The sequence below is a fragment of the Halorubrum ezzemoulense genome (assembly GCF_004126515.1).
In the GTDB taxonomy this organism is placed as follows: Archaea; Halobacteriota; Halobacteria; order Halobacteriales; family Haloferacaceae; genus Halorubrum; species Halorubrum ezzemoulense.
The window spans coordinates 152,653-169,590 of the sequence record NZ_CP034941.1 but is presented as its reverse complement, the minus strand read 5'-3'; the positions used below and the strand labels follow the sequence as shown (position 1 = coordinate 169,590).

Here is a 16,938-nt window from a genome sequence, read left to right as displayed (position 1 = left end):
GATGCGCGTCGCGGACAAAAGCGTATGGGACGCGACGGACGCGGAAAACGGTCGGGCGCTACCGGCTCGCGAGCGTACAGAGGACGCGCGGCGGCGCCGGTGCCCTGGCGCGCTCCCAGAGCGTGGTCGCCCGGTCGGCCCCAATCACCGGCACGACTAGGTTCCGGAACTTCGATTCGAGCCGCGCCTCCTCGAAGGGGTTGTGTTCGCCTCCGCGCGGCGCGGCGACCTCCTGAGACCGTCGCCCGTCCGCGGTCTCGACCGTCACACGGGCGCCCCGCTGTTCAGGGGCGCGGGCGGCAATATCGTCGCCGACCGCGACGGTTACGCGCTCGGCTAAGGCGATCGCCTCGGGCGTTATCGCCTCGTCCGTGAACGCGGGCGGCCCGGAGTCGCCGCGAAGCAGCGCCGTTGCGACCGCGAAGGGGATCGAGAACTTCGCTTGTAGCTGGTTGCGCGGCCGCGGCTCCGTCAGCCGCGCGGCCGCCGGGTACGTCTCGACGCGGACCGACTCGACCGCGCTCGGGTCCACCTCGGCTTCGAGCGCGGCGACGGCGTCCAGTGCCGGGTGCGTGTACCGGCACGCGGCGTGGATCTTGAAGTACCCGTGTTCGATCTCCCACCGATCGCCCAGCCCGGCGGCGAGGGCCGACTCGTCGATGTCGCCCGCGGCGGCGTGTTCGAGGTGCCGGGCGACCCCGTTCCGGAGGCCGCCGAACCCGGCTTCGGCCTGATCGACGGCGACCAGCGCCGCGAGGTTGCTCATGCCCGCGTAGGCGTTCCGCACGGTTGCGCCCTCCGTCGCGGCCTCGAACCGGGTGTGTTGGGCGTAGTTCGCCGCGATCGCCATGGCCGACCGCGTCGTCTCCGGGTCGAGTTCGCGCGAGCGGGCCACTGCGGCCGCGCCGCCGACCGCGCCCCACACGCCGTGCGGGTGGTACCCGGACCGGAGCGTGCCGAGTGTGCGTGCGGTTCGGACGGCGACCTCGTACCCCGCGACGAATGAGCGCACGAACGCGTCGCTGTCGCTGTACCCGATCTCTGCGTCGGCCAAGAGCGCCGGTAACACGTGAATCGCGGGGTGGCCGGCGGCGAACCGGTGTCCCTCGTCGAGTTCAAGGACGGTCCCTGCGGCACCGTTACACAGCGCCGCGAGCGGCGGGACTGTCTCGCCGCCGTCGGCGCCGATGACCGTCGCTCCGCCCGAGATGCTGTCGGTCCAGCGCCGCGCGAGCGCGTCGACCGCGTCGTCGGTCGACCCCGCGACGATCGCGCCGAGGGTGTCGGCGACGGTGAGCCCCACGCGGTCGCAGACTCGGTCGGGAATCATGTCCGTCTCGACCTCCGCGGCGAACGTCGCCAGCTCGCGTTCGGGCTCAGTCGGCATCGTCGTCCAATAAGTCGGTGCGCGCCCGGAGCAGCTCGACGAACCGGGACGGCCACGAGATAACGCCCTTCGGGCTATACAACACGATCGCGATGAGGATGGCCCCGTAGACGGCGTTGTTCAGTCCGGGAATCTCGAAGGACTGTCGGACGAACTCGCCGACCGGGATGACGATGAGCGACCCCACGATCGGCCCGAGGACGGTGCCGACCCCGCCGACGATGGCCGGCAGGAGCACCTCGACGTTGACGAGCAGGTCGAACACCGTCGAGGGGCGGATCGTGTTGAAGTACATCGACCAGAACGCGCCGGGCCACGCCGTAAAGAAGGCACTCACGGCGACGGCCAGCAGCTTGTACCGGTACGTCGGGACTCCGATGGCGGCCGCGGCCTGCTCCCGCTCGCGGATCGCGAACAGGTAGTAACCGAGTTGCGACCGGTTGATCGCGAGCGACACGACAGTGACGACGGTCAGAAACCCGAGGATCAGGTAGTAGTACGGGAGGTCGCCGGTGAACTGGAAAGCGACCAGGCCCGGCCCGTCGGCGTACTCACGCGCGAGCGGACGGAAGAAGCCGCTCGCGCCGCCGAGCTGTGCGACGTTCGTGAATACGTACCGTAACAGCTCCGCGAACGCCAGCGTCGCCAGCGCGAAGTAGTGGCCCTCTAGATCGTATCGAAAGGTCAACGCGCCGATGATAAGCCCGTATACCGCTGCGATGGCGCTACTGAGGAGCATCCCGATCCACGGGGAGATGCCGAAGTTCCCGGTCAGGATGATCGTCGTGTAGGCGCCGAGGCCGAAGAACGCGGCGTGCCCGAACGAGAACTGTCCGGTGTACCCGGACATGATGTTCCACGCCTGCGCGGTCGTCGCCCAGACGAGGGTGATGATGAGCATGTTCAGGCTGAGCCACCCGAGCGGCGCGACTCCGAACAGCGCGAACTGCCGGAGGAACGGCATCGCGGCGAGCACGAGGAGGCTCACCGCGACCAACGCCGGGAGCGCGTACCACTCGTCTCGGAACGCGCCGTATCGATCGACGGCGCGGGAGAGTGCGTTACTCATCGGCGCTCCCTCCGAGCAGTCCTTCCGGTTTCACGAGCAACACGAGGATGAATGCGAGGAATATCACGATCTGGTACGTTGATCCGCCCAAGTACGCTTGTCCGAACACTTGGATGAAGCCGATGATCAGCCCGCCGACGAACGCGCCGGGGAACGAGCCGAGCCCGCCTAACACGACGACGACGAACGCGTTTATCAGGTACTGATCGCCGAGCGCCGGCGTGAACGACTGAAAGAGGGGAATGACTGCTCCTGCGAGCCCGGCTAATGCGGCGCCGATCCCGAACGTAAGCGCGTCGATCCGCGGGACGTCGATCCCGACGTACTGCGCGCCGTCACGGTTGTCGGCGGTCCCGCGGATCGCCCGGCCCAGCATCGTCCGCTGGAGGAACAGCCACGTTCCCGAAAGCGCGATGAGCGCGATGACGAGCGCGTACAACTGTCCCCGTGGCACGAATACGCCGGAGAGTTCGAGCGAGCCGAGGTTAAGCCCCAGCTGTCGGGGGTCCGCGCCGAACACCATCTCGACGCCGCTGACGAGGATCAGCAGGACGCCGAAGGTGACGATGAGCTGGTTCTCCTGTGGCGCGTCGATGATGGGGGCGATCGTCGACCGGTAGATAGCGATGCCGACGGCGAAAAGCAACACGACGGCGAAGGGGATCGCGAAGAACGGCGAAAGCCCCGTGGCGTCCGAAAACACGAGCACGGTGTACATCGCGACCACCATCAGCGCGCCATGCGCGAAGTTGATCACGTCCATCACGCCGAAGATCATCGTCAGCCCGAGCGCGACGAGGCCGTATATCCCCCCGAGCAACACGGCGAACACCAAGTACTGGGCGAAGATCGTCGGAGATGGGAGTGAGAGCCCGAGAACGACCGGCGCTGCGGTCGTGTCGAGAGCCCCGGCGACGGTAGCCGCTTCTCGACCGCAGGCGTCAAGGAAAAACGAAGAGAGCATGTGGGTCAGAACTGCACGTCGGTCTCAGCGAACTCCTCGGGTGCGACGACGCGGTCTTCGAGGTCTTGGATCTGGAACAGCGGTGCGAGCGAGTTCTCGTTTTCACCGTTGTCGGCGAAAGTGATCGGCGGCATCGCCGCGATGTGATCTTCGACGGTGATCTCCCCTAACGCGTTGTTGATGTCGTCTGGGTCGGCCGACCCCGCCTCCTCGATCGCCGCGATGATGACCTCGGTTGCTGCGTACGTCATCGCAACGTTCGCGTCGAAGCTGGTGTCGAACTCCGACTCGAAGCGCGACTGAACCTCGCTCGCAGCGTCGGAGGTCGGGTCAAGCGCGAAGTTGTTCGCGAACCCGCCCTCGACGGTGTCGCCCATCTCTTCGAGCGCGCTGACATCGTTCATTGCCGCGTTCGAGCAGCCGGTGACGTACTTCGGCTGGTAGTTCTGGTTGTTCATCGCGTTAACCAGTTCGATCGTCCCCGACCGGTAGGTGGTTGCGATCACCGCGTCCGGGTCTGCGTCCCGGAGCGTCGTGACCTGCGTGTCAGCGGTGTCGCCCGGCTCGTAGGCGGTCTCGGCGACGATTTCGATATCGTTGGCAGGGAGCTCCTCGCGGAGCGCGTCGCGCACCGACTGCCCGAAGCTGATATCGATGTAGAACAGGCCCGCGGTCTCAATCTCCTCGCCGGCGTTCCGGATTGCGTCGGCGAGCAGGCGCGCGTGGTCGACCGCCATCTGGTTCGCCGGCGGCTGGGGCCGGTACGCGTAGTTGAGCTGCGTCTCCTGGAGGATCGAGTTGGCTACGGACACCGAGATGACGAACGGGACGCCCGCGCTCTCCGCGGTCCGGGTCGCCGCGCTCGTCACCGGCGAGGAGTAACAGCCGGTCAGTACGCTCGCACCCTCGTCGATGAGCTCTTGTGCGACTTCGCCGCCGAGCTCCTGTGCCCCCTCGTTGTCCCCGCTGATGACGCTGAGTTCCGCGCCGTCCAGCGACTCGATGCCGCCCGCCTCGTTTTTGATCATCGCCGCCAGTTTGACTGCCTGATCCATCCGCTCACCGGTGTTACTGAGAGATCCACTCAGCGGGTGGTTCGAGCCAATGATCACCTCGTCGGGCGCGTCGCCGCCGTCGCTCCCGTCGCTCCCGTCGCTTCCATCATTCCCGTCGCCCCCGCCGCCGCCACCATTGCTGCTACAGCCGGCTAGCGCACCGGTGACGCCGGCGGCGCCGCTGTATTTAACAAACGAGCGTCTACTGACACGGTCTGCGGGATTGTCTCCCATATATGCCTTGTGTGATACGGGCACACATATAGTTTGTTACGAAAGATTCTGATTAGTTCCGCGGCTCGCGGCGGTGACGAGCGCATCCGGCGAGGCGGGCGGCGAGACAGACGACGGGTGGGGAAACGAGTCGGCGGGCGTCAGTCCAGCCCAAGGTACAGTTCCACGAGGTCGTCCTCGTCGGTCAGGTCGTCGGGCGTCCCCTCGAACTGGAGTTGCCCCTGCGCCAAGATATAGACGTAGTCGGCGATCCGCAGCGCCTCGCGGACGTTCTGTTCGATGAGTACCACCTGCGCGCCGCTTTCGACGAGCCGTCGGGTCATCTCGAACACCTGGTCGATGAGGGAGGGAGCCAGCCCGCTCGACGGCTCGTCGAGGAGGTACACCTCCGCGCCGGTCATCATCGCGCGCCCGTAGCTGAGCATCATCTGCTGGCCGCCCGACAGCGATTGCCCTTTCTCGTCGAGTTTGCCTTCCAGTTCCGGGAACGCTGACAGGACCTCGTCGAACCGCTCTTCGCGGACGGCCCCGTCGTCGACGGTGTACCCGCCGAGAAGGAGGTTCTCGCGGACCGTGAGGTTGCCGAAGATGCCGCCGTCCTGCGGGAGCATCGTTACCCCGCGGTGAACGTTCTCGGCCGGCCTGTTGCCAGTCAGGTCGGTTCCGCGGTGCCTGACTGTCCCCTCCCACGCGGGGACGACCCCGGCGAGCGTCTTCAAAAGCGTCGACTTCCCCGACCCGTTCGGCCCGAAGACGCAGGTGACGCCGTCCCTGCTCTCGACCGAGACTCCATCAACGACGCGGTGGTTCCCATAGCCGCTGACGAGGTTCTCGCCGACGAGCCACGACTCCCCGTCGGACGCCGCGCCGACCTCAGAGCGCGCGGACGCCGTACTTGCCGTGGCGCCCGTCGCCGCGGCCCCGGACGACGCGCCCGCACTCCCGGTAGCTACCGCGCCGCCGGCGGCGGCCGGCGTCGGGTCTGTGGCCGCGTCGTCGACGGCGGCGCTCCCTGTCTCCTCCTCCTCCTCGATGAGCGTCTCCAGCGACGCGTCGTGGTCGGCCGCGCCCCCGAGGTACGCGTCGCGGACGCGCTCGTCGCTCGTCACCGACTCGAAGTCGCCCTCGACGAGGACCTGTCCCTGGTTGAACACGGTCACGCGGTCACAGACGTCTGCGATGACCCGCATGTCGTGTTCAATGATCACGAACGTCGTGCCGCGGTCGTTGAGCGTCTCCAAGTGGTCGAGCAAGCGGTTCCGCAGCGAGGGGTTGACGCCCGCGGTGGGCTCGTCGAGCATCACGCAGGCCGGTTCAAGCATCAGGATGCGCCCGAGTTCGAGCAGTTTCTCTTGGCCGCCGGAGACCCCGCCGGCCTCCTGGTCGGCGACGTGGTCGATCTCGAGGAGTTCGAGCAGTTCGTCGGCGCGCGAGCGCTTCTCGTCGGGGACCCGCACCCCGGAACGGAGCCCCCCGGTGAACACGGCGAGCAGATTTTCCCTGACAGTGAGATCCTCGAAGGGCGACGGGATCTGAAAGGTCCGCGCGAGTCCGCGCCGCGCGATTTCGTCGGGCTTCCAGCCGGTCACGTCTTCCCCGTCGAACCGGACGGTGCCGCCGTCGGGGCGGTAAAAGCCCGTGACCGTGTTGAAAAACGTCGATTTCCCGGAGCCGTTCGGTCCCATGATCCCGTGAATCGTGTCCGCCTCGACGGTCACGGAGAGCTCGTCGTTTGCGACGAGGGAGCCGAACCGCTTGGTCAACCCCTCGGTCGATAAAATTGGGCGAGTCATGCCCGAACGTCACCGCACGTCCGAATAAACGTTTTCCCGCTAGTCAGTGACACGCAGTTGACTGGTACTGACACGCTCTCGTTTTGCGGCGACGCGCCAAACTCCGGCCGGCGCGCCCCGCTCACTCCACAGTCGCCCGCCCGCCGTCGACGAGGACCGTCTCGCCCGTGACAAACGAGGCCGCGTCGCCCGCGAGGAAGGTGACGACGCTCGCGACCTCCGTCGGCTCGCCGAGCCGGTCAAGCGCCGCGAGCCCGCGGAACCGCTCGCGCGCCGCGTCGTCTTCGGCGTACGGCGCGGTCATCGGGGTCTCGATGAACCCCGGCGCGACGGCGTTGGCTCGGACGCCGTCCGTGCCCAGTTCGGCGGCGAGCGCCCGCGTCAACCCATCCAGTCCGGCCTTCGTCGACGCGTAGCCCGCGCGCTCCGCCGCCCCGATCTGTCCGTAGATCGACGAGACGTTGACGATCGTGCCGCTGGTTTCGCGCAGGTGCGGCGCGGCCTCGCGGACGATCCGGAACGGCGCGGTGAGGTTGACGTCCATCGAGCGCGCCCACGGCTCGCCGTCGTGGGTCTCGATCGGCTCGCGGGCGACGATCCCGGCCACGTTGACGACCACGTCGATGCGCCCGGTGTCCGCCGCGTGCTCGACTAACGCCGCGACCGCCGCGGGGTCAGTCACGTCGGCGTCTACCGCCTCGAAATCCCCTGTAAGCTCCGCACAGGCCCCGACGGTCTCCGACTGGTCGAGGCGGTCGCCGCCGACCACCGTCGCGCCGCGCTCGGCGAAGCGGACCGCGCAGGCACGACCGATACCCCGAGCCGTGCCGGTGATCAGCACGGTGTCACCGGCGAACGACAGCGCCGAGGCCGTCTCTCTCGTCGTCACGATTGCTCGCTGAGCGCCCGGGCGGCGTGTACGCCGGCCAGCCGGCCGAATCCCATCGCGGTCGTGAGCCCGTTCCCGGAGAGGTAGCCGGCGGCCCCGTGGCCGCTGATGCCCGTCGCGGTGCCGCCGCCGGCGTAAAGATCGTCGACGGTCGACCCGTCCTCGCGGAGCACCCGTGCGTGCTCGTCGACGACGAGCCCTCCCTGCGTGTGGAACAGCGAGCCGGTCACCTCGGTCCCGTAAAAGGGAGCCGAGAGGACGTGTCGCCCGTCCTCGCGGCCGACCTCGTCCGGCTCGCCCGCCTCAACGGCCGCGTTGTACGACTCGACCGCCTCGCGGGTCGCCTCCGGGTCGCAACCGAGCTCGGCGGCGAGGGCCTCGACGGTGTCGGCGCTCGTGTACGAGCCGAGGTCGACGGCCCGGTCGAAGTCGTCGAACTCGCCCTGCAGACGCTCGAAGATGCGCTCGTCGAAGATCTCGTAGGCGACGCCGCCCTCTTGACGGACCACGTCGACCGCGAACTGCGAGTACCCCTTCGACTCGTTCCCGAAGCGCTCGCCGTCGGCGTTGACGAGGACGCCGCCGTTCATCACGACGGCGTACGTCGACAGCGCGCCCGTCCCGCTGACGACGGTCGCGTGCCCCTGAAATGCGTCCATCGACGCGAGGGCGCCGCCGAGTTCGGCGCCCCAGCGGATCCCATCCCCGGTGTTGCCGTCGGAGCCGTAGTAGAGCGCGTCGGCGATGTCGTCCTCGCAGTGCGCGCGCACCATCTCCCGGTTCCCCGCGAAGCCGTCGGTGGCGAGTATCACCTTGTCCGCCTGGATCGCCTCCTCGCGGACCGCGCCGGCGACAACGCCCTCGACGGCGCCGTCTCTCGCGACCAGCTTCGTCACCGGCGTGTTCGTCAGCAACTCCGTGTTCTCCCGCGCTTCGATCCGGTCGCGCATCTCGGCGACGAGGTTCTCGCCGTTGCGTCCCGGCGGCGCGTGCATCCGATACTCGGAGTGTTTCGGGTACTTAAAATCGTCAACAAGATGCAACGAGATATCCCAGTCGTCCACGAGCCAGTGGACCAGGTCGACGCTGCTCTCACAGAGGTGCTCGACCAACTCCGCGTCGGCTTCGTGGCTGTTCTTCTCCAAGATGTCTCGGGCCATGTCGGCCGGCTCCTCTTCGATCCCCGCCTCGCGCTGGAAGCGGGTGCCGGCCGCGGGAATCATCCCCGTCGACAGCGCGGCGTTGCCGCCGACCTCGGCGCTCTTCTCTAAGAGCGTGACCGTCAGGTCCTCCGCTTCGCAGGCCGCGAGCGTCGCCGTAAGCCCGCACCCGCCGGCCCCAGCGACCAGCACGTCGGTCTCGACATTGAACTCGACCTCGTCGGCCGAGACGACCTCCGCGCTCGCGTCGTCTAACGTCCGCTGCTGCGGCTCCATATCGGGCGACTCCATACCATGACACTCGGAACCATGTCGCGTAAATCTACCGGTCTGTGGGGTGTCGCCGTTCGTGTGCCTACCGCCTTTCCCCCGAGTCCGCGCCGCTGGCGACCCACGTGGACGACTGCTGACCGGCACTTAAGTTCATGATGGTTTCATTTATATCTCTTTGGGTGTGTATGAGAACCATGGCCCGAACGCCACGCGAGACGGTCGAGGAGTTCTTCGAGCGGATGTCCGACCCGGACGAACGCGAGTCCGTTGGCGAGCTGTTTGCCGACGACGCCGTGATCACGGTCCCCGGCGCACGGTTCTCAGGGCCCGAAGCCGCGGCCTCGTTCCTCGCCTTCCTTGAACCGCGGTACGAGCGCGCCGGCAAGGCGTTCGGTCGCTGGACCGTCGCCGGGAACCGTGTCGTCAGCCAGGGGACGCTCCACGGCGTCGACAACGACGGCGAGCCCTTCGAGGACGTGCGGTACGTCGACGTGTATGAAGTCGACGAGGGCGCGATCGCCCGGCTCGACGTGTACAACGACCTCGCGGTCGAGGAGGTAGTCAAGCCGTGAGCGACGCGGACACGACCGATCGCATCGGCGTCCTCTTTGCCTTGCGCGACGAGCCCGACCTCGTCGTTCGCGCGGAAGAACTCGGCTACGAGAGCGCGTGGGCCGCGGAGGGCCAGGGGAAGTCGGCATTCGGGAAACTCGAACGCTGGGCGGTCCACACCGACCGAATCGGCCTCGCGACCGGCATCGTCAACGTGTTCTCACGCACCCCAGCCGCCATCGCGCAGGCGGCGGCGACCCTCGACGCGCACTCGGCTGGGCGGGCGATCCTCGGGCTCGGCGTGGCGCATCCCGGCGTCGTCGAGGGGTTCCACGGGGCCGACTTCGACCGCCCGCTGCCCCGGATGGACGAGTACATCGAGCTGGTGCGCCGGTATCTGTGCGGCGACCCAGAGGGGTTCGACGGCGAGTTCTTCTCGCCGTCTCGGACCGCGTTCTGGGAGGCGTTCGAGCCGGAACGCGCGTCGATCCCCATTTACAATGGCGCGCTAGGGCCGGCAAACGTCCGCCTCACCGGGCAGTTCGCCGACGGCTGGGTGCCGAACCTCTACCCAGACTCGCAGTTCGAGGAGGCGCTGACGTGGCTCGCCGACGGCGCGGCCCGCGCGGACAAGGATCCGGAAGAAATCGACGTGGCGATGTACGTGCTGACCGCGGTCGACGAGGACCCGGCGCGCGCACGGCGGGCCGCGGCCGAACACGTCGCCTACTACCTGCGCGACATTCCGGGGTACTACGACCGCGCCGCCGAACAGGCGGGGTACGAAGAGGTCGTCGACGCGGTCCGTGCGGCCCCCTCGCTCGAAGCCGGCGCCGACGCGGTCGCCGACGGGCTCCTCGACCGCCTCGCGGTCGTCGGGACGCCGACAGAGGCGCGCGCGCAGTTGGCTCACCTCCGCGACATCGGCGTCGACCTCCCGATTGTCCGCGCGCCCGCCGGGAGCGACAGGGAGTGGGTCGAACGGACGCTGGCGGCGTTCGCGCCCTCGCGGTAGCCGCCGACCCGCAGTCCCGCCTCCACCCACCCACAGAATTATCAGACTGCTCGACATACTGCCACTCGTTCACATGACTAAACGCATCTGGGAGGACCTGCTCACCGAGCGCGACAAGCAGGTCATCTCCGCGGCCGGGTACGACCAGGAAGGCGCGTCCTCGTGGGAGTCCCGCGGGATGGGCACGAATCCGATGGTCCTGGTCATCGACATGCAGCGACTCGTCGTCGGGGTCGACGAGCCGATCCTCGACGCCGTCGAGGAGTATCGCACCGCGATGGGCGAGATCGCGTGGAACGCGATCGACCACATCGAGCCGTTCCTGGCGTTCGCTCGCGAGCGAGACGTTCCCGTCACGTACACGCGAGTCGTCCCGTCGAGCTACGACGACCCCAATCACGAGGACCTCGACATCGTCGAGGCCGTCGAGCCGGAAAAGGGCGAGACGGTGATAAACAAGTCGTACGCCTCCGCCTTCTACGGGACCGACCTCCTCTCGCGGCTGGTCCGGGGCGGGCACGACTCCGTGATCATCGTCGGCAACTCCACGAGCGGGTGCGTCCGCGCGACCGCGATTGACGCCCAACAGAACGGCTTTAACGTCGTCCTGCCACAGGAGTGTCTGTTTGACCGGATCGAGGCGAGCCACAAGATCGCCCTGATGGACCTGTGGATGAAGTACGCCGAGGTGCTCGAACGCGACGAGGTGGAGTCGTGGGTGGAGGGGATCGACGCATGACCGACCACGACCTCGTCGTCGCGAACGGTACGGTCGTCACGCCCGAACTCGGCGTTTTCGAGGCGGACGTGGCCGCTGACGGAGAGACGATCTCGGCGATCGCGAGCCCGGGGACCCTCTCCGGCGACCGGGAGATAGACGCCACAGGGAAACACGTCCTCCCCGGCGCCATCGACCCGCACACCCACCACGGGATCTACCGTGGCCTCGACGCCGACGCCGAGACGGAGTCGCGATCCGACCTCGTCGGCGGCGTCACGACCATCGGGAACTACTTCCGGCGGGGTGGCTCCTACGAGGAGATCATGGACGGCTACTTCGCCGAGGCAGAGCCGAACTACTACCACGACTACTTCTTCTCGTTAGGGCTGCTCTCGTTTGAACACATCGAGGAAATCCCGTATATCGTCGAGGAGCTGGGGATTACGTCGTTTAAATGGTATAAGAACTACAAGGATGTCGCGCCCGAGAAGTTCGGCACCGACTCGGAGATGCACGACGACTGGGCGGACGCGTTCATCCAGGAACTCGCCGCCCAGGACGCGCCCACGACGCTCGGCCACCACTCCGAGAACATGGAGATCACGAGCGCGCTCGGAGACAACCCATACCTCGACTCCGCGGTCGACGATGACCAAGAGTACCGCGGCTACGACGTGTTGGTCGACCAGTTCCCGGACTACGCGGAGGCACAGAGCATGACCGCGAGCGGGTCGCTGGCCCGCCAACACGACTACGACGACAGCTTCTACGCGGTCCACGTTTCGGCGGGGCGGACCGCCGACGAACTGGCGATGCTCCACGACGCGGGCTGGGAGATCACCGGCGAGACGTGTACGCACTACCTCTGTCTCACGACCGAGGAGTGCGACGAGCGCCACAACGTCAACCCGCCGGTCCGGTCGGAGGCAGACCAGGAGACGCTATGGAGCCGGGTCGCGGACGGGACTATCTCCTGTATCGGCACTGACCACTGTGCCAACCTGCGCGACGACAAGGTAGGCGAGGACGTGCCGGACAGCCTCCCCGGCTTCCCCTCGTCGGCGACGCTGCTCCCGCTCATGCTCTCCGAGGGCGTCCACGAGGGACGCATCTCGCTGGAGCGCGCGGTCGAGGTGACGTCGACGAACACCGCCAAAGCGTTCAATATATATCCAAAGAAGGGCTCAATTCAGGTCGGAACCGACGCCGACATCGTGATCGTCGACCTCGACGAGATGAAGACGGTGACCCCCGAACTGCTCCAAAGCGGCGCGGACTACTCCCCATACGAGGGACGCGACGTGACCGGGTGGCCGACCCATACGGTCGTCCGCGGACAGGTCGCTTACGAAAACGGCGAGGTAGTCGGCGAGCGCGGCCACGGGACGCACATCGACCGCCCGATCTAACCGCTCTCGCCCCGATCGCTGTCGCCCGCTCGCCCGCTCCCCGTCGGGATCGAGCGCGGGCGACCCACCACCCAAGAACACGGACACACGCACATGACACGACACAGCATCCAACCGACGACGAACCGACCGGCGCGCGCCGCACACGGCGCCGCCGAGACACGCACAAGGCGACGATGAGCCGCGACGCGGCTACGGACGGCGGTGTAGACGACGCCGCAGACGACGAACAGACCAACGCCCCCGCAGGCCCGCTCGATGGCGTCACCGTGATCGAGGCCGGCTCGATGATCTCGATCGGGACGGTCGGGCGCCTGCTCGCGGACTTCGGCGCCGACGTGATCAAGGTCGAACACCCGGCGACCGGCGACCACCTGCGCCACTTCGGGCCGCAGAAGGAGGGCGTCGGGCTCTGGTGGAAGTATCTCGGGCGCAACAAGCAGTCGGTGACGCTCGATATCTCCACCGAGGAAGGCAAAGTCGTCTTCGAGGATCTGGTCGCCGACGCGGACGCGCTCATCGAGAACTTCCGGCCGGGCACCCTCGAACGATGGGACCTCGGCTACGACCACCTCTCCGAGCTCAACCCCGGCCTCGTGATGCTCCGGCTGAGCGGGTTCGGGCAGACGGGGCCGTACAGCGACCGCCCCGGATTCGGCACGCTCGCGGAGGCGATGTCCGGGTTCGCGTTCCTCAACGGCTACCCTGACCGGGAGCCGTTGCTGCCCCCGACCGGGCTCGCGGACGGCATCGCGGCGATGTTCTCGACGATGGCGGTCGCGTTCGCGCTGTACAACCGCGACGCGAACGGCGGCTCCGGGCAGTACATCGACACGAGCCTCATCGAACCGATCTTCTCGCTCATCGGGCCGCAGCCGCTCCGCTACCAGCAGCTCGACGAGATCGAAGAGCGGTCGGGGAACCGCTCTACGTCGTCCGCGCCGCGGAACGTCTACCAGACGGGCGACGGCCGGGCGGTCGCCATCTCGGCGAGCGCACAGCCGATCGCGATGCGGGTGTTCGACGCCATCGAGCGGCCGGAATTAAAAGACGATCCCCGATTCGCCGACAACGAGAAGCGATTGGAGAACGTCGAGGAGCTCGACGCGGCCATCCAAGACTGGATGGACGACCACACCCGCGAGGAGGTCATCGACCGGTTCGAGGAGTACGAGGCGACTATCGCGCCGATCTACAACGTGGCCGACATCATCGAAGACGAGCACTACCAGGCCCGCGACGCGGTCGTCGAGGTCCCGGACGACGAGATCGGGACCGGCGCGGTCCAGAACACGGTCCCGCGCCTCTCCGAGACGCCCGGTTCGATCTCGCACCTCGGGCCGCCGCTCGGCGCGCACAACGAGGCGGTGTACGGCGAGCGGCTGTCATACGACGAGGAAACGCTCGCGGAGCTCGACGCGGAGGACGTCATATGATCGAGTACCCCGAGGACGTGACCTTAGTCGAGATGCTCCCGCGAGACGGGTTCCAACGGCTCGACGAGTTCGTCCCAACCGACGAGAAAGTCGACATCATCGACGAGCTCTCGAAGACCGGCGTCGACGAGATCGAGATCACATCCTTCACGCATCCGAAGGCGGTCCCGACATTGCGGGACGCAGACGAGGTCGCAAAGCGCATCGAGCGCTATGACGACGTGACCTACCGCGCGCTGGTCCCGAACGCGGTCGGGATGGAGCGAGCGATCGATGCCGGTGTCGACAAAGTCAACGCCCTTGTGACGGTCAGCGAAACGTATAGCGAGCACAACCAGAACATGACCGTCGAGGAGATTCTCGAAGGCGTCGAGGAGATCGTCGCGATGGCCGAGGGGACGGGCATTGAGGTCGAAGCCGGGATGGGAACCAGCTTCTACTGCCCGTACGAGGGGCGGATTCCCATGGAAGACACGCTGGCGGTCGTCGACCGCGTCGTCGACGCCGGCGTCGACGAGGTGACGCTGGCGACAACGATGGGGCTCGCCGACCCGGTCGAGATCGAGGAGATGTACACGGCGGTGTTCGACCGCCACCCGGACCTGGACGCGGGGTTACACCTCCACGACACGAACGGGATGAGCCTCGCGAACACCCTCGTCGCGATGCAGTGCGGCGTCGACCGGTTCGACGCGTCGCACTGCGGGCTCGGCGGAGGAGTCGTCCTGCCGGACGGGCTCTCCGGCGTCGGCAACACGCCGACCGAGGACCTCGTCCAACTGCTGAGTAGAATGGGTCTCGAAACGAGTGCGGACTTTGAGCGCGTTGAATCGGTCGCTCACGAGGTCGCCGACCGACTCGACCTAGGGGCGACGAGCCACGTCCTGATGGGTGGGACCGTCGACCGCGTGTTAGCGACCGTCGCGGAGGACAACGCATGACCGGAAAAACCATATCGGAAAAGCTGCTGTCGGAGAAATCGGGAGACGACGTACGGGCCGGGGACTACGTGGAGGCCGCGGTCGACGTGATGATGACCCACGACGTGACGGGGCCGCTGACCTTCGAGGTCTTCGAGGACGTGACGGGCGACGACCCGGAGCTCGTCGACCCGGACAACACCGTGATCACGATAGACCACCACGCGCCGGCCGACGGCGTCAAGGCCGCGAACAACCACAACATCGTCCGGGAGTTCGCAGACGAGTACGGCGCCCAGCAGTACGACGTGGGCGACGGTATCTGCCACCAGGTGCTCGTCGAAGAGGGGTTCGTCTCCCCCGGCGACTTGGTGATCGGCGCGGACTCGCACTCGACCACCTTCGGCGGCGTCGGGGGCTTCGGCACCGGCGTCGGTTCTACCGACCTCGGGACGACGCTCGCGACCGGCGAGCTGTGGTTCCGGGTGCCGGAGACGCTCCGGTTCGAGGTCGAGGGCGACCTCCCCGACGGGGTGTACGCGAAGGACCTCATCCTGAAGTTCATCGGTGACGTGGGGTTCGACGGCTGTACGTACATGACCGCTGAGTACGGCGGCTCGGCAGTCGAGTCGATGCCGATCCACGAGCGGCTCGTCCTCTCAAACATGGCGATCGAGATGGGCGGGAAGGCCGGCATCGTCGCGCCCGACAAGCGGACCGTCGAATTCCTCGAGGCGCAGACCGGGGAGCGCCCCGAGATACCGGCGTACACGCAGCCGGACGACGACGCCGACTACGAGGCGGTCCACACCTACCGGGCCGAGTCGCTCTCGCCGCAGGTTTCGACGCCGTCGAACCCGGAGAACGCGGTCCCCGTCGACGAGGTCGTCGGCACGGAGATTGACCAGTTGTTCGTCGGGACGTGTACGAACGGGCGGTACGAGGACATCCGGATCGTCGCGGACATCATCGCGGGCGAGCGGCTCGCCCCCGACACGCGGATGGTCGTCGTCCCAGCCTCGAAATCCGTGTACAAACAGATGATGCACACCGGCGTCATGGAGACGTTCGTCGACGCCGGCGCCATCGTCCAGAGCGCCGGGTGCGGCTCCTGTTTCGGCACGCATCAGGGCGTCTTGGGCGACGGCGACGTCTGTCTCGCCACCGCGAACCGCAACTTCCCCGGCCGCGAGGGATCGATGGAGAGCGAGGTGTACCTCGCGAGCCCCGCCACCGTCGGCGCGTCGGCGCTGTACGGCGAGATAACTGACCCGCGGGAGGTCGAGTTGAACCGGTACGACGACTACGTCCTCGATGGGGTGGGCGCATGAGCGACGCCGACCGCGACATCGACACGACCGAACCCGGCCGGGCGTGGACGTTCGGGGACAACATCGACACCGACCAGATCATCCCGTCGCGATTCCTGGTCTCCAGCGACCCAGCTGAACTCGGCGAGAACGCCTTCAACGACCTCCGGCCGGAGTTCGCGCCGAACGTCGCCGACGGCGACTTCGTCGTGGGCGGGCACAACTTCGGGAGCGGCTCCTCACGCGAACACGCTCCCCTCTCGCTTTTGGGCTCCGGCGTCGACGGCATCGTCGCGCAGTCGTTCGCCCGCATCTTCTTCCGGAACGGGATCAACCTCGGGCTACCCGTGTTGATCTGTCCTGACGCCGACCGGATCGACGACGGCGACGAGATCAGTTTCCGACTCGACGAGGGCGCAGTGATCAACCACACCGCCGACGAGCGGTACGACGCCGACCCGCTGCCGGAGTTCCTCCAGTCGCTCGTCGACAGCGGCGGCCTCGAACCGTACACGCGAGCAAAACTCGGGACCGAGTGAGGACGTGGAACGTGGGTCGGGGCCGGTCAGTGTAGTCAAGGGCGTGTCGCCTTCGCGTTCGACACCGCCGGGTCGGTGCGTCGTCGAACGCAGTCAAAATAGATAGCGAAGCTGGTGTGTTAAGATACACATAATCATTTTTAAATTATTGTCTTGTTTGTTGCTGACATGGGCTGGGAACACGCTGTCAAACGAACACTCGCAAAAATCTT

The 16,938-nt window shown here is 67.0% G+C and carries 15 protein-coding genes; 8 read left to right on the top strand and 7 right to left on the bottom strand.

Features of this window, described 5'->3' with window-relative positions:
* Window positions 1-58: 58 nt before the first annotated feature.
* From EO776_RS16435 to EO776_RS16405, 7 genes are all read right to left on the bottom strand, one after another.
* Complete coding sequence (locus EO776_RS16435; RefSeq protein WP_129452581.1) at window positions 59-1,387, bottom strand: MmgE/PrpD family protein; 1,329 nt, start codon at window positions 1,385-1,387, stop codon at window positions 59-61.
* Window positions 1,377-2,456, bottom strand: a complete 1,080-nt coding sequence (locus EO776_RS16430; protein WP_094519986.1) for a branched-chain amino acid ABC transporter permease — start codon at window positions 2,454-2,456, stop codon at window positions 1,377-1,379. The genes EO776_RS16435 and EO776_RS16430 overlap by 11 nt, the downstream gene beginning before the upstream one ends.
* A complete protein-coding gene (locus EO776_RS16425) occupies window positions 2,449-3,420 on the bottom strand; it encodes a branched-chain amino acid ABC transporter permease (RefSeq protein ID WP_094580655.1) in 972 nt (323 codons plus the stop codon). The genes EO776_RS16430 and EO776_RS16425 overlap by 8 nt, the downstream gene beginning before the upstream one ends.
* A gap of 5 nt (window positions 3,421-3,425) precedes the next feature.
* The gene (locus EO776_RS16420; protein WP_094580654.1) at window positions 3,426-4,709 is read right to left on the bottom strand and encodes a substrate-binding domain-containing protein; all 1,284 of its coding nucleotides are present in this window, start codon (window positions 4,707-4,709) and stop codon (window positions 3,426-3,428) included.
* A 140-nt stretch (window positions 4,710-4,849) separates the two neighbouring features.
* The gene (locus tag EO776_RS16415) at window positions 4,850-6,502 is read right to left on the bottom strand and encodes an ATP-binding cassette domain-containing protein (protein ID WP_094580653.1); all 1,653 of its coding nucleotides are present in this window, start codon (window positions 6,500-6,502) and stop codon (window positions 4,850-4,852) included.
* A gap of 121 nt (window positions 6,503-6,623) precedes the next feature.
* On the bottom strand, window positions 6,624-7,391 hold the full coding sequence (locus EO776_RS16410) for an SDR family NAD(P)-dependent oxidoreductase (protein WP_094519990.1): 768 nt from the start codon (window positions 7,389-7,391) through the stop codon (window positions 6,624-6,626).
* Window positions 7,388-8,827 (bottom strand): FAD-dependent oxidoreductase, encoded by a 1,440-nt coding sequence (locus EO776_RS16405; protein ID WP_094519992.1) that lies wholly within the window; start codon window positions 8,825-8,827, stop codon window positions 7,388-7,390. The genes EO776_RS16410 and EO776_RS16405 overlap by 4 nt, the downstream gene beginning before the upstream one ends.
* Before the next feature lie 191 nt (window positions 8,828-9,018).
* Between EO776_RS16405 and EO776_RS16400 the strand changes: the two genes are divergently transcribed.
* The 8 genes from EO776_RS16400 to EO776_RS16365 all read left to right on the top strand — a co-directional run bounded on the left by EO776_RS16400 (window position 9,019) and on the right by EO776_RS16365 (window position 16,726).
* Window positions 9,019-9,396, top strand: a complete 378-nt coding sequence (locus EO776_RS16400; protein ID WP_094519991.1) for a nuclear transport factor 2 family protein — start codon at window positions 9,019-9,021, stop codon at window positions 9,394-9,396.
* On the top strand, window positions 9,393-10,391 hold the full coding sequence (locus EO776_RS16395; RefSeq protein WP_094553328.1) for an LLM class flavin-dependent oxidoreductase: 999 nt from the start codon (window positions 9,393-9,395) through the stop codon (window positions 10,389-10,391). Before EO776_RS16400 ends, EO776_RS16395 begins: the two co-directional genes overlap by 4 nt.
* 73 nt (window positions 10,392-10,464) lie before the next feature.
* Window positions 10,465-11,130 carry an isochorismatase family protein gene (locus EO776_RS16390; RefSeq protein ID WP_099288848.1) on the top strand — a complete coding sequence of 222 codons (666 nt, stop codon included), beginning with the start codon at window positions 10,465-10,467 and terminating at the stop codon, window positions 11,128-11,130.
* Window positions 11,127-12,521: a dihydroorotase gene (locus tag EO776_RS16385; RefSeq protein WP_094520088.1), complete on the top strand. Its 1,395-nt coding sequence runs from the start codon at window positions 11,127-11,129 to the stop codon at window positions 12,519-12,521. The genes EO776_RS16390 and EO776_RS16385 overlap by 4 nt, the downstream gene beginning before the upstream one ends.
* A gap of 176 nt (window positions 12,522-12,697) precedes the next feature.
* Window positions 12,698-13,957 (top strand): CaiB/BaiF CoA transferase family protein, encoded by a 1,260-nt coding sequence (locus tag EO776_RS16380; protein ID WP_094520089.1) that lies wholly within the window; start codon window positions 12,698-12,700, stop codon window positions 13,955-13,957.
* A complete protein-coding gene (locus EO776_RS16375) occupies window positions 13,954-14,898 on the top strand; it encodes a hydroxymethylglutaryl-CoA lyase (protein WP_094520090.1) in 945 nt (314 codons plus the stop codon). Before EO776_RS16380 ends, EO776_RS16375 begins: the two co-directional genes overlap by 4 nt.
* Window positions 14,895-16,208 (top strand): 3-isopropylmalate dehydratase large subunit, encoded by a 1,314-nt coding sequence (locus EO776_RS16370; protein WP_129452580.1) that lies wholly within the window; start codon window positions 14,895-14,897, stop codon window positions 16,206-16,208. Before EO776_RS16375 ends, EO776_RS16370 begins: the two co-directional genes overlap by 4 nt.
* Window positions 16,205-16,726, top strand: coding sequence for a 3-isopropylmalate dehydratase small subunit (locus EO776_RS16365; RefSeq protein WP_094520092.1), 522 nt, complete (start codon window positions 16,205-16,207; stop codon window positions 16,724-16,726). The genes EO776_RS16370 and EO776_RS16365 overlap by 4 nt, the downstream gene beginning before the upstream one ends.
* The last annotated feature ends 212 nt before the right edge of the window (window positions 16,727-16,938 follow it).